Raw genomic sequence first — 13,622 nt, 5'->3', positions numbered from 1 at the left:
AGGCGATCGACAGCGCGTGGAACCGCCAAAGGCCGAAGCACGGGGCACGCTTGCGTACAGCATGCGGTGCCGCTCCACACGGATTCCGCAGCCGGGCCTGTGCGCGTGGGCGGGCTACTGGTCGGGGTGCCAGCCGAGTTGGATCAGGGATGTGCCGCGCTTGCGGGTGATGTAGTGGGCCCGGCCTGGCGGCAGGGGGCGGGGGCGGACGTTGGCGAGGATGTCGCCGTCATTGGGGTCGCCGGACAGGATGAGGGCTTGGGCGCCGAGTTCGGTGAGGCGTTGGAGGGTGGGTTCGTAGAGGGCGCGGGAGATGCCGGCGGTGGTGCGGGTGAGGATGAAGTGGATGCCGGTGTCGCGGGCGTAGGGGAGTTTGTCGGTGAGGGTTGCTAGGGGGTTGTTGGTGCTGGTGGCGATGAGGTCGTAGTCGTCGAGGAGGACGAAGAAGCGGGGGCCGGTCCACCAGCTGCGGTCACGGAGTTGTTGGGGGGTGACGTCGGGGGTGGGGCGGCGGCGTTCCATGAGGCCAGCGAGGGCGTTCATGTGGACGTTGAGGGAGTCGTCAGTGGGGGCGTATTCGAGGAGGTGGGTGGTGGGGATGGCGTCGAGGAGGGTGCGACGGTAGTCGCCGACGACGATTTTGGCTTCGTCGGGGGTGTAGCGTTCGGCGATTTTGTGGGCGAGGTGGCGGAGGGTGGCGGTCTTGCCGGATTCGCTTTCGCCGAAGACGAGGAGGAAGGGGTCGGTTTCGAAGTCGGCGTAGACGGGTTCGAGGTTGGTTTCGTCGAGGCCGAGGGCGATGCCGCGGTGGGGGAAGTCCGATCCCTTGGGGAGGTGGGTGGCGGGGACGGTGAGGGGGAGGAGGCGGACCGCGGGGGCGGAGGGCCCAGGCCAGTGCTCCGCGATGTTACGGACGAACTCTGCAGCAGAGTCGGCGAGTTCGGTAGCGGCACCCGGCTTCCCGATGTGAGGGAGGGCGGTCATGAAGTGGAGTTTGTTGGGGGTTTGGCCGCGGCCGGGGACGCCGGGTGGGACGTTGGCGGCGGTTTTGCGGTCGAACTCGGAGTCCATGGGGTCGGTAAGGCGGAGTTCCAGGCGGCCGAGGATTTGGTCCTTGAGTGCTGCGCGGACTTCGAGGTGGCGTGAGGCGGTGAGGATGACGTGGATGCCGAAGCCGAGGCCGCGGGAGGCGAGGTCGGTGACGATCGGCTCCAGCAGTTCGTATTCGTCCTTGAAGGGGCCCCAGCCGTCGATGACGAGGAAGACGTCGCCCCATGGCTGGTCGGGGAGGTGGCCTTCGGCGCGGCGTCGGCGGTAGGTGGCGATGGTGTCGATGTTGTGGGTGCGGAAGTACTCCTCGCGGCGGGCGAGGATGCCGGCGACCTCGGCGACGGTGCGGCGGATGCGTTCGGGGTCCAGGCGGGAGGCGATGGAGCCGACGTGTGGGAGGTCGGCGGTGGAGCTGAGTGAGCCGCCGCCGAAGTCGAGGCCGTAGAACTGGGCTTCGTGGGGTGTGTGGGTGAGGGCGAAGGCGCTGATGAGGGTGCGTAGGAGGGTGGATTTGCCGGATTGGGGGCCGCCGACGATGAGGAGGTGGCCGGTGGCGCCGGAGAAGTCGTGGTGGAGGGTGTCTCGGCGTTGTTCGAAGGGCTTGTCGACGAGGCCGAAGGGGACGGTGAGGGGGCGGCCGGTGGAGAGGTAGTCGGTGGCGTGCAGGCCGCGGTCGGGGGTGGTGGTCAGGGCCGGGAGGAGTTGGTCGAGGGTGGGGGCGGTGTCCAGGGGTGGGAGCCAGACGCGGTGGGCGGGTGGTCCCTGGCCGTCGAGGCGGCGGACGATGACGTCCAGGACGGTGTCGGACAGGGCGGCCGTGTCGCCCAGAGCGTCTTCGGTCCACGTGACGGCCTCGGGGGTGGGCTGCGCGGTCGGGGTGGTGCTGGCGACCGGGACGGTGACGGGGACGGGTGTGGCGGTGAAGAGGGCGGCGCGCTGCCGGATGGGAAGTGCGTCGTGGTCCGTGCGGCTGCTCGCCGAGCGGTGGGGGCCCGAGACGTAGGCGGCCTTGAAGCGGGTCATCTCGTCCGTGCCGTGCTTGAGGTAGCCGGAGCCGGGGACGGAGGGGAGGTGGTAGGCGTCGGGGACGCCGAGGGCGACGCGGGATTCGGCGGCGGAGAAGGTGCGCAGGCCGATCCGGTAGGAGAGGTAGGTGTCCAGGCCGCGCAGGCGGCCTTCTTCCAGGCGTTGGGAGGCGAGGAGGAGGTGGACGCCGAGGGATCGGCCGATGCGGCCGATCTGGATGAACATCTCGATGAAGTCGGGCTTGGCGGTGAGCAGTTCGCTGAACTCGTCGATGACCAGGACGAGGGAGGGCAGCGGGTCGAGGGGGTGGCCGGCGGCGCGGGCCTTTTCGTAGTCGTGGATGCCTGCGAAGTTGCCAGCCTGGCGGAGGAGTTCCTGGCGGCGCTGGAGTTCGCCGCGAATGGAGTCGCCCATGCGGTCGACGAGGGAGAGGTCGTCGGCGAGGTTGGTGATGACGGCGGCGACGTGCGGGAGGGCGGACATGCCGGCGAAGGTGGCGCCGCCCTTGAAGTCGGCGAGGATGAAGTTGAGGGTTTCGGAGGAGTGGGTGACCGAGAGGCCCAGGACGAGGGTGCGCAGGAGTTCTGATTTGCCGGAGCCGGTGGCGCCGACGCACAGACCGTGAGGGCCCATGCCGTTCTGGGCGGCCTCCTTGAGGTCGAGCATGACGGGCTGGCCGGATTCGTCGATGCCGATCGGGACGCGTAGGCGTTCGGGTTGGGAGCGGGGGCGCCAGGTGTGGGCGGTGTCCACCTGGGCGGGGTCGCCGAGGTCGAGGAGGTCGGTGAAGTCCAGGTTGGCCAGGAGCGGTTCGTCCTCGTCGGTGCCGTCCACGTAGAGGGGTGCGAGTTGACGGGCGAGGGTGTCGGCGCGTTCCAGGGAGAGCAGGTCGGGGGTGCCGTCGTAGGCGGAGACGGCGGACTCCAGGCGCAGGCGGGTGGGGTGGGATGTTACCGACAGGCCGCCGCGGGGTTCGTCGAGTTCGCCGGAGATGACCTCGATGACGGTGACGCCCTGGAGCCCCTCGGGGGCGGCGAAGGCGGAGTCCGCAGGGACCATGCCGCCGTCCAGGACGATGACGAGGTGGGGCCGGTCGAGGAGGGGTGGAGCGTCCTTGCTGAAGCGGGGGCGGTCGGTGAGGTGGCCGGCCAGGAGGGTTTCGAGTTCGGTGAGGTGGTCGGTGAACAGGCGCCGGGTGCCGGCGCCGTCAGCTGAGGTGGGCAGTTGGGCGTGCGGCAGCCACTTCGTCCACTCCCACCGGTCGATGGCGCCGGGGGCTGCCACCACGGCGAGAAGGAGGTCGGCGGGTGAGTGGAGGGTGGCGAGTTGGCCGATCAGGGAGCGGGCCGTGCCTTGGGCGCAGGCCGGGTCGCCGGAGATGGTGAGGTGGTAGAAGGCGCGCAGGGAGAGTGCGATCGGCATGTTGTGCAGTGAGCCGTGGGTGGCGAGGAAGCGCTGCATGATGCCGGCGGTGAGGGGTTCGAGTTCGTCGATGGGGGCGGTGTCGGGGGCGACGAGCGGGGTGGCCAGTTGTTGGGTGCCCAGGCCGATGCGGGCCTGTCCGAAGTCGGCGTCGCCGATGCGGCGTTCCCAGACTCGGCTGCCCTCGGCGACGATGGACCACAGCTGGTCGGGGGCGGGGTGGAGGTAGTGCTGGGCGTTGCGTTGGGTGGTGGCGGTGCGGCGGATGCGGCGGCGGGTCTGCGCCAGGTATTTGAGGTAGTCCCGGCGGCTCTGCGCCATCTCGCCCTGAGTGCCTCGGCGGTAGCGGACGATCTGGGCGATGACCATGCCGATCGTCGAGACGAGCATCAGCGCGCCCATGATGCGCATGAAAGACGGCATGCCCGGCATGAAGAAGAAGACCACCGACGAGCCCATGCCGAGCATCGGCAGGAGCTGCATCAGCACGCCCTCGTGCTGGCCGCGCGGCAGCTCCGGCGGGGCTTGCAGGTGCAGCTCGTCCGTGGCGGGGCCGGGCGGAAGCGCCCGCGGTGGGCGCTTGACGACGATCTGGCTCACCGAGCATCAATCCCTCGAGACGGAGGGAAGTTCCGTCCCGATCGCCCCCTGGCGACGGCGCCCCCCGCGTCAGGCGATCCTACTGCCGACTAATGTGACGAGTGGGGATGGGCCTCGCGGTGCGGTGACGCAAAGCTGCGGTGGTCACCACGGTGTGGTGGCACGATGGCGCCCCGGCAGGGCCGCGTACGCAGCGCCGCGGCGATGAACGAGGACCGGGCGGCCGGATGACCAAGTGGCCGGATGACCAGGTGAGCAGGGGGCAGAGCTGAACACGGTGAGCATGAGTACGGGGACCGGCTTCCGCAGGGTTGCAGTGGTCGCCCCCGACAGCCGTATCGACGTGGCACTGCCCGAGAACATCCCGGTCTCCGACATCTACCCGGAGATCCTGCGCCTGACCGGCCAGCGACAGCCCCCGGGCGCACCGACCGGCTACTACCTCTTCCGTGCCGACGGCAGCGCGCTCGACAGCGCACGCACCCTCGCCGACCAGCGTGTCCTCGATGGCGAGATGCTGCACCTGCGCCCCTTCTCGCAGTCGCTCCCACCGGCGGTCTTCGACGATGTCTCGGACGCGGTGGCCGCCGCCGTCACCCGCGACCGCCGCCTGTGGAACGACGACCTGCTGCGCGGGACGGGCCTGGTCGGGGTCGGGGTACTGCTCACTCTCCTCGCCCTGGTGCTGTGGTTCGCCGACCCGGTACGGCACGACATGCACAGCCTGCCGGGTGTGATCGCCGGCACGGCCGGTGTGCTGTTGGCCGCGTTCGCGGGGGTCCGGGCCCGGGTCTACGGGGACCAGCCGTCCGCCGTCGCACTGGGGCTGGGCGCGCTCCCAGTGGTGCTGTGCGCGGGTTCGGGGATCGTCGGTCCGGATGCCGGTCACGGGTCCGGGCGGCTGCAGTTCCTGCTGGGCTGTGTCGCCATGCTGGTCGTCTCCGTTGCCCTGGTTGCGCTGTCGCCATCCGGTGATGCGCCGTTCATCGCTGCCACGTTCGCCGCGGCCGTCGCCACCCTGGCCGCCTTCCTCGCCATCGTCAGCGAGGCGACGGCCGCCCAGGCCGCAGCCGTCTGCGCACCCGTCGTCATCGGTGTCATGGCCTTTCTGCCAGGGCTGGCCACGCGCCTGGCCCGGCTGCCCATCGGATACGCCACTCCGCGCAGCCTGAGCGAAGAGCGGGAGGCCGGGGCGGGGGCGGAACTAAGGGGTGCTGAGGAGCCCGTCGGCCTGGAACCCGTCGACCAGGAGCGCATCGCCGCCCAGGCCCGCCGCGGGCATGAGCTGCTGCTGGGGCTCCTCGGCGGCTGTTGCACCGTCCTCATCGGCGCTTCGGGCGTCCTCGGCTTCACCCACTCCGCATGGGCGCAGCTCCTCGCCCTCGCCACCGGCCTGGCGACGCTGCTGCGTGCCCGGCTCTTCCGCTACACCGTCCAGGTCGCCTGCGCGGTCGTCGCCGGCCTGGCCGCACTCTCCCTCCTCACGCTGGGCGTCGCCTTCAACCCGCCCACCGGGATGCTGAACGACTTCCTTGCAGGCGACCGCACTCCACTGGATCTGCGTACGCTGTGGCTGGCGCTGGTGGTGATCGGCGCGGTGGCGCTGGTGACGACGGTTGCGCTGACGGTGCCGAAGAAGGGGCTGACGCCGTTCTGGGGCCGGGTGCTCGATCTCGCCGATGGATTCCTGCTGCTGTCCCTGATGCCGCTGTGTCTGGCGGTCCTGGACCTGTACAGCCTGGCGCGGAGTATGACGAGCGGTTGAAGAAGACCAGCGGTTGAGGAAATAGAGGGCTTCGGGGCCCGGGAACAAGCAGGACCGGACGGCTACCGGACGACTTCAGAAACGGCCGTAGAGGGAGCAGGGGGAAGCGCAGCGTCATGGCATCACGGCGGGACGAGCTCAACGGCTACACCTTCGCCAAGAAACGGCTGGTGGCCGCGTTCCTGCAGCCCTCCCCTGACCGTACCGACGAGGGCGCCCCGAACCCGCTGCGCGCGGTGCTGCCCGGCCTGGTCGTCGCCGCCCTGGTCCTGGCCGGATTCGGCGCCTGGGGCATGTTCCGCCCCAAGGCCCCCAAGGGCTGGGACACCCCGGGCGCGCACGTCATCCTGGGCAGCAAATCCGCCACCTTGTACGTGGTCATGGAGACGGGCGGCAAGAGGCAGCTGCATCCCGTCCTGAACATGGCCTCCGCCCGACTGCTCGTCAAACCCGACCGGTCCGACGTCCTCAAGGTCGACGAGAGCGAGCTGGACAACGGAAAACTCCAGCACGGCCCGACCCTGGGCATCCCCTACGCCCCCGACCGCCTCCCGGAGGCCGCCGACGCGGCGAAGAGCAAGCGATGGGCGGTCTGCGAACAACCCGGCAACAACGGCAGGTCCGTACAGAAGGCCACCTTCCTCTTCGCCGACCGCGACGCGGACAAGGTGGAGGGACCAGGCCGGCTCCACGGAGGCCAGGCCCTCTACGTCCAAGAGTCCAAGGGCTCCGGCGAATCCGGAGAATCCGGTGGGCCCCGCTATCTGATCGATCCGAAGGGCACCAAGTACCTCATCGACGGCGGCAGTGACACCGAACTGCTACTGCGTGCCCTGGTGGGCAGCCGGCAGCCCCAGCAGGTCACCAAGGACTGGCTCGCCACCTTCCACGACGGCACACCGATCGCCTTCCCCACCCTGCCCGCCGGCACCGTCGCCCAGCCCGCGAACGTCAAGGGGCTCAGCGCACGCGAAAACCGCGTCGGCATGGTGCTGCGCGCGACCACCGGCGACGGCACCCAGCACTACGTCGTCCTCCCGGGCAAGGTCGTCCCCGTCTCCGACTTCGTGGCCAGACTTCTCCTGTTCTCCCGCCAGACGGCCCCGCTGCAGCAACTCAACCGGCCTACGGAGGTGGACGCGCAGTCCTTTACTCCGCAGGCGCAGCAGCTGTTCGCCGAGAAGCAGTGGCCGCAGGAGATGACCGAGCAGGTCAACACGGCCACGGCTCAGGGTGACCGGGGCACGGTCTGCAGTGTGCTGCGCGCGGTGTCGAAGACCGGTGGTACGGAGCTGAGCACGTGGGCCGGAACGGATTTCCCCCAACAGATCGCCAACGGCGGCACCAGCGCGTACGTCACCCCCGGAACGGGCTTGTTCTACAAGCAGATCCAGCCGGGAGACGCCGTCTCCGGGGCGCATTTCCTCGTCACGGACACGGGTCTGCGCTACGGCGTCCAGTCGAATAACGACAGCAGCGCCAAGCCATCAGGTATCGGCACCGCAGGAACGGCTCCGGCCAAGGAGCAGCAATCCGGCCAAGGTTCGCAGGAGACCAATCGGGCGCAGATCCTCCTCGGTTACAAGGACATCAAGCCGGTGCTGGTGCCGGCGAACTGGTCGCAGTTCCTCCCGATGGGGCCCCGGCTGGATGCGAACGCCGCCCGTCAGCCCCAGGGCTCCTAAAGGAACGGGGAGACGCAGTGAGGAGGAGAAGCACACCAGCCGCATGGGCCGCAGGCACCACCCTGCTCATGGCACTGATCGGGAGCATTGCACTCGTGTCTCCAGCCGAGGTCGCCCACGCCGCGGACGGGGAGGATGTGATGCCGGTCCCTCAGGGGAACGGCGTCTGCACCTTCCCCATGAAGCAACAGATCAAGGAACGCCCCTGGGCGCTGCAACGCATCGTCTTCGACCGGCTGTGGCAGGACACCAAGGGCCGGGACGCGCACGGCCGCCCGGTACGCGTCGCCGTCATCGACACCGGCGTCGACAACACCAACCCACAGCTGACCCAGGCCGTCGACACCAAGAGCGGCTGGGACTTCCTGCACAACACCAAGGACGCCGGGAACGGCACAGCGGGAGATCCGAAGGCGCCGACGGACGGCACCTACGACCCGGTGGGCCACGGCACCAAGGTCGCCGGCATCATCGCCGCCCGCCCGCACGCGGGCACCGGCTTCATCGGCCTCGCCCCCGAAGCCACCATCATCCCGCTCCGCCAGAACGACGAGAAGGGCAGCGGCAACGCCGCCACGCTGGCCCAGGCCATCCGCAAGGCCATCGCCGCCGACGCCGACGTCATCAACATCTCCCAGGACACCACCAAGCCCCTCTCCCCCAACTCCGACCTCGCGGCCGCTGTCCAGGAAGCCCGGCACAAGAACATCGTCGTCGTAGCCTCGGCAGGTAACGACGGCCTCGACGGCCAGCTCAAGGACACCTACCCGGCCGCGTACGACGGGGTGCTGGCCGTCGCCTCCTCCGACCGCAACAACGAACGCGCCCCCTTCTCCCAAAGCGGCGCCTTCATCGGAGTTGCCGCCCCCGGCGTGGACATGGTCTCCACCGTCCCCAAGGGCGGCCAGTGCGTCGACAACGGCACCAGCTTCTCCGCCCCCTACGTCGCCGGCGTCGCCGCCCTCCTCAAAGCCAAGCACCCAGACTGGAAGGAGTACCAGATCGTCGCCCAGATCGAGCAGACCGCAGAACGCACCGTCAACGGCCAAGACCCCTTCGTCGGCTGGGGCGTCGTAGACCCGGTACGCGCCCTCACCGACGACACCCACCCCATCGACCACCCCACCGCGACCAACGGCCTGACCAAGGCCACACCACCCGACCCCACCGCCTGGCCCGACGGCGAGAGCCCACAGGAGCGGACGGAGCGCTACGCGACATACGGCCTGGGAGCGGGCGGCGTCGCCGTCGCGGTCATCACGGGCGCGGCCGTCGTCTGGCGAGACGCGCGCAAGCGGGGCGCACGCCCGAAGGCACGCCGCGTCAATAAGTAGCTGTACTCACTTTTGTGGGGCCGAGGCCCGTGAGCCAGGCGGTGCGAACGACTACGCTTCTGGACATAGGAGATAGAGCGTTCCCGGCACGCATGGACGCAAGACGCACGGCCGTTGTCAGAGGTGATGGATAGAGTGGGTCCTGACGTTGGTGACTTACGCGTAGCAGTATCCAGGGGGAAAGACGCCATGCGGGCCGACGAGACTACTGGCATGCACGTGAACGGGGTAGCACCACAAGGCACGAGCGCCGATCTGGCCGTTGAAGCCGAGACGCTGGGGAAGTTCAAGCAGCGGGTGGACGACCTGCTGGCGCGTTTGAAAGCCTCGAACGCGAACCCGGGGACGCTCGGCGACCGCAAGATCGCTCCTGCCTCCTTCGGCCAGGGCTTCGCCGAGGCCCACGGCCTGGCCACGGCGTACGAGAAGGTGCTGGCCCAACTGGAGTCGTTCTCCAAGGCGTTCGGCGACCAGATCGAGGCGCTGAGCATCGGCTCCCAGGTCGCCGAGAGCGGCTACGAGGCCATCGACGCCGACGTGAAGCACCGCCTGGCGGCCATCCAGCGCCGCACCCAGGAGCTGTACCAGGCCCCGCGGCCCGAGCAGCGGCCCACCGACCCCGCCGGTTCCACCGCAGCCGGCAGGGGCGAGGGCCAATCCGCGGGCGCCGACGGCATCTGACGCGAGGGGGAAGAGAAGACGATGGCGGGGAACTCCAGCTCGTCCGGCAGCAGCAACTTCGAGAACGCAACACACCAGACCCTGTACGACATGGTGGCCGGCGCGGACCACACGGAGATCTCGTTCACCGGCGCCAGCCTGACCCAGGCAGGCAAGGAGATCGAGCGGATCGCCACCGAGCTCAAGGCGCACGTCGAACGTGTGCAGTGGGAGGGCGAAGGCGCCGACGCCTTCCGCGAATGGAGCCACGACACCGTCAAGCAGAGCCACAAACTTGCCCACTTCGCCTCCACCACCGGCAACGCCCTCTCGGACGCCGGAACGGCGTTGTGGGAGGCGAAATCGATGCCCCAGCCGAAACAGAACAACGCCGTTCAGATAGGCAGCGCAGCAACGCCTACGGCGCGCGGCGCAACCGGAGCTCCCCTGATGACGGACCCGGACCGCGAAGCGGCGGTGACGGCCATGAACCGGCTGGCCTCCTACTACCGCACGGCCCAGCAGACGATCGAGAGCCAGGAGCCGCCCAACTTCAAGCCGGCGTCGGGGTTTGTGCCGGATCCGCCTGGAAGCGCACGGCATGACCGACGCTTCGAAATCTTGGACCAGCCGACTGGCAGGGAGTCCGCGAATGGCGCAGGCGGCGCAGGGACCGAGTCCTCAACCGGGAGTAGCGGTGGTGAACCGCGCGTAGCGGAGTCCCGCACGCCTGTTGGCGGCGTGCAGCAGGACAAGCAGGTGGGCACGTCGGTTAACTCCACGACCCCGGTTCTACCCGATGCAACGACGTCGCACGGAAGCACCGTTCCGGTCCACTCCGGTAGCTCTGGAAACCCCCCTGGTCCTGTCATGCCTGGCCCGCGAACGACCCCTGGGACAGCGAAGCCCCCTGCGGATCATGGAAGGGCGACACCGGACCCGCAGTCGAATGCCGCTCGCCCTGGCACGGCCAAGAAGCTGTCCCGCAGCGCCGCGGGAGGCGGCATCGTCGACGCAACGTCTCAGCGTGCTGGCACCGCTACTGGACGCCCAGGGCTGCCGGACGGGAGAGCCATAGGCGAGGAACGCGGAGTGCTCCCGTCCAGGCCGGTGAACGCGGGAGGGAATCCTCCCACCCCTGGGAACAGGGCGATCAGCGAAGGCACCGCAAGTGCTGGACAGCGCCCAGCCCCTCCCCATGGAGAGGCTGCCAGTGCGCCCCGTGGTCTGGCTATGAGCGAGGACCGTAGTGCGATGGGACGTAGCTATCCCGGAAGCAGCACGAGTAGGGGCATGCCCCAGAGTGTTCCTGGGCGTCGCTTTGCATACGAGCCTGGCGGCACAGTGGGAGCCTCGCCCGGCGGACCGGTGGTAGGCGGCGAACAGAGTTCCGGGGCGCAGGGTTCCCCGATGGGGAGGAGCAGCGGCGGAGGCGCTGTTGAAGGGCCTGCTCCCGAAACGCCGACCGCCACAGGGCGGGGCTCGGCGTCCGATCTGGGAGGAGCGGCCGGCCGAGCACAGGCGCCGCGTGACAGGGCAGCTGACTTCACGCCCGGCGGATCTGGACTGGCACGGGGCAATGCCTCAGGTGGCATTGTGCCGGGGACGCCGTCGTACCTCCAGAGGCGGCGGCGCGGCTCCGCTCAGCGGCCGGACTATCTCTATGAAGACGGCGAGGCCTGGACGGCGCAGGACGGTTCGATTGTGCCACCGGTGATCGAATGACGCTGGCGTGGTTGTCCAACGGACAGGAGGAGACAGCACTGTGACTCATGCGGCAACTCGCGTGGGGCGGAGGATTCAGCTTCGGCTTACGGTGCTCGTCTGCCTCTCGGTCCTGTGTCCGGGCTTGCTCGCACCGGCAGCTCTTGCGGAGGACATGAGGTCGCGCCAGTGGCATCTGGATGCGATGCAAGCCGAGCGCATGTGGCAGCTGAGCACCGGAGAAGGCGTCACCGTCGCTGTGATCGACAGCGGCGTTGACAGCTCCGTACCCGAGCTGCGCGGTCAGCTGCTGCCAGGAAAGGACTTCACCGGCCAAGGAGGCGGCGTCAACCATGATGACGAAGGCCATGGCACGAGCATGGCGATGATCATCGCTGGCAGGCGGAGCGGGGACGGTCCTTGGGGGCTGGCACCAGGGTCGAAGATCCTTCCCGTTAAGAGCATCGATGGGAATTGGGCTGTCAATATGGCCGAATCCATCCGTTATGCCGCGGATCAGGGTGCGAAGGTCATCAATATCTCCCAGGGTGGATCAGTCAGCGAGGGAAACAAAGCCGTCCTGCAGCCGGCAGTTGACTATGCGAACAAGAAGGGGAGTCTAGTCTTTTCCAGCACGGGAAATGATGGAGACCGGGGCAACGCCCCTACCTACCCCGCAAGCCTCCCTGGGGTTGTCGGAGTCGGGGCCGTGGACAAGGATCTGAAAGTAGCAGAATTCTCAACCCATGGGCCTCAGGTAGCACTTGCGGCGCCGGGTGTCCGTATTCCCACTCGGTGCACGAAGGAACTCCGGCGCTGCATTGAGGACGGGACCAGCGACGCTACAGCCATCGTCTCTGCCTCAGCGGCTTTGATCTGGTCGGCCCACCGGGATTGGACTAACAATCAGGTCCTGCGCGTCATGATGGAGACCGCTGGCAAGCCGAAGGATGGCAAGGTCCCGAGTGAGTACCTCGGCTACGGGATCGTCCGCCCGCGCAAGGTCTTGCTGGACAAGGAGGGCGACCCCGGCCTTGCCGACGCCAATCCGCTGGTTGCGGCACACAGCACTGCTGAGCCATCAGAGGCGCCGCACCCAGGGACGGCAAAGGACACCACCGGGACGCCGCAGAAACCATCGAGTCAGGCGAAGGACGGCGACTTTGTGACATGGCCGGTCATTGCCGGAATCGCCACAGCCGCTGGGGTGATAGCCATCGGCGGACTCGTGATCGCTCGGCGTCGTAGAGCGTCGCGATGAACTCGAGGAGGGGAGACGGAATCCTGATCGCCCACGGATACAGTGACCGGTAGCGTGGGTTGCATCGATTGCAATGTGCCATAAATCGAAGCTGAGAAGAGAAGAACTTACTCGGCTTCACAACTTACTCATGGGGGAAGGCGGATCATGGCAGGGAACACCGCACTTACGTATGCGGAGATCGAGAAGCTCAAGAACGAGATCCAGAGTGGCAGCCAGTCGATGTCGGCGCAGCTGCGGACGCTGGTGAACGCTATTGCGGCAGTCGAGACCGCGTGGACGGGACAGGGCGCGAGCGCCTTCCGGCAGGCGCAGAACGCACTCAATGAGGATCACGCCGCGCTGCGCCGGATGCTCGACGGCATCAACGACGCCGTGGCCCGCACCAGCGTCACCAGCGACGCCAATGACTCCGAGGTGCTGTCCAGCTTCCGGGGCATTGACGTCAACGGTGGCGCGGCCGGCGGGCGCCTGGACCCTGGCGCTGCCAGCGGCATCAGCAACTACTAGACGCTGCCGTAGGGCTGGGGCGTCGACTCCCCGGCAGGCACATCACGACCACCGAGTAGCAACTCCGAGAAGTGGGGGAGAGCATGGCCGGCGACCAGAACCTTCGGGTTACGTATGGTGCTCTTGAGCAGACAGCCGCCGACATCGAGCGGGCCGCAAAGGAACTGCAGGCCGAGCTGGACAAAATCTGGGGTGCGGTCAAGCGCGTCTCCGAGTCCTGGGAGGGCGAGGCGCACCAGGCGTTCCAGGCCGCAGAACGGCAGTGGAACGCCCGTGCGAGCCACATCCAGAGCACGCTGCACGAGGTGTCCGCCAAGATCCGCACGGGCAGTGCCGACTACCGGGCGACGGACCGCAAGGCGGCGGGCTTCTTCCAGTAGTCGCCGTGGCAGCGCCCGATCGCGAGCCTCGGCTTGATTGTGGGGTGGATGCCTGTTCATGGGTAGTCCACCCCACAACGCTGATCGAAGACAGCTTTGCTGAGGCTGGCCACAGTGAACGGGATGACTGGCCTACGATGCGGAACCTGACTGCCGAAGCCCTGGACATCCGACTGGGAACGGTGTGACAACAGGGTTCCCAGCGACCGCGGTTTCGCCATCAAG

At 68.2% G+C, this 13,622-nt stretch carries 8 protein-coding genes; 7 read left to right on the top strand and 1 reads right to left on the bottom strand.

Annotated elements, in window-relative coordinates; all coding sequences use genetic code 11:
• Nucleotides 1-114 precede the first annotated feature (114 nt).
• Nucleotides 115-4,098 (bottom strand): type VII secretion protein EccCa, encoded by a 3,984-nt coding sequence (gene eccCa, locus K2224_RS37615; protein ID WP_221911575.1) that lies wholly within the window; start codon nucleotides 4,096-4,098, stop codon nucleotides 115-117.
• Between the two features lie 283 nt (nucleotides 4,099-4,381).
• On the opposite strand from eccCa, the gene eccD reads away from it, so the two are divergent.
• The 7 genes from eccD to K2224_RS37580 all read left to right on the top strand — a co-directional run bounded on the left by eccD (nucleotide 4,382) and on the right by K2224_RS37580 (nucleotide 13,397).
• Nucleotides 4,382-5,863 carry a type VII secretion integral membrane protein EccD gene (eccD, locus tag K2224_RS37610; RefSeq protein WP_260693737.1) on the top strand — a complete coding sequence of 494 codons (1,482 nt, stop codon included), beginning with the start codon at nucleotides 4,382-4,384 and terminating at the stop codon, nucleotides 5,861-5,863.
• 116 nt (nucleotides 5,864-5,979) lie between these two features.
• Complete coding sequence (gene eccB / locus K2224_RS37605) at nucleotides 5,980-7,548, top strand: type VII secretion protein EccB (RefSeq protein WP_221911573.1); 1,569 nt, start codon at nucleotides 5,980-5,982, stop codon at nucleotides 7,546-7,548.
• A 179-nt stretch (nucleotides 7,549-7,727) separates the two neighbouring features.
• Nucleotides 7,728-8,882, top strand: coding sequence for a type VII secretion-associated serine protease mycosin (mycP, locus tag K2224_RS37600; RefSeq protein ID WP_221912200.1), 1,155 nt, complete (start codon nucleotides 7,728-7,730; stop codon nucleotides 8,880-8,882).
• Nucleotides 8,883-9,095: 213 nt separating this feature from the next.
• The gene (locus K2224_RS37595) at nucleotides 9,096-9,563 is read left to right on the top strand and encodes a hypothetical protein (protein WP_221911572.1); all 468 of its coding nucleotides are present in this window, start codon (nucleotides 9,096-9,098) and stop codon (nucleotides 9,561-9,563) included.
• 1,858 nt (nucleotides 9,564-11,421) lie between these two features.
• A complete protein-coding gene (gene mycP, locus K2224_RS37590) occupies nucleotides 11,422-12,507 on the top strand; it encodes a type VII secretion-associated serine protease mycosin (protein WP_221911571.1) in 1,086 nt (361 codons plus the stop codon).
• A 147-nt stretch (nucleotides 12,508-12,654) separates the two neighbouring features.
• Nucleotides 12,655-13,017: a WXG100 family type VII secretion target gene (locus tag K2224_RS37585; protein WP_221911570.1), complete on the top strand. Its 363-nt coding sequence runs from the start codon at nucleotides 12,655-12,657 to the stop codon at nucleotides 13,015-13,017.
• Nucleotides 13,018-13,088: 71 nt separating this feature from the next.
• Complete coding sequence (locus K2224_RS37580; RefSeq protein WP_260693736.1) at nucleotides 13,089-13,397, top strand: WXG100 family type VII secretion target; 309 nt, start codon at nucleotides 13,089-13,091, stop codon at nucleotides 13,395-13,397.
• Nucleotides 13,398-13,622: the final 225 nt, after the last annotated feature.

The organism is Streptomyces sp. BHT-5-2 (genome assembly GCF_019774615.1).
In the GTDB taxonomy this organism is placed as follows: domain Bacteria; phylum Actinomycetota; class Actinomycetes; order Streptomycetales; family Streptomycetaceae; genus Streptomyces.
This window is presented reverse-complemented; position numbering and strand designations above follow the sequence as displayed.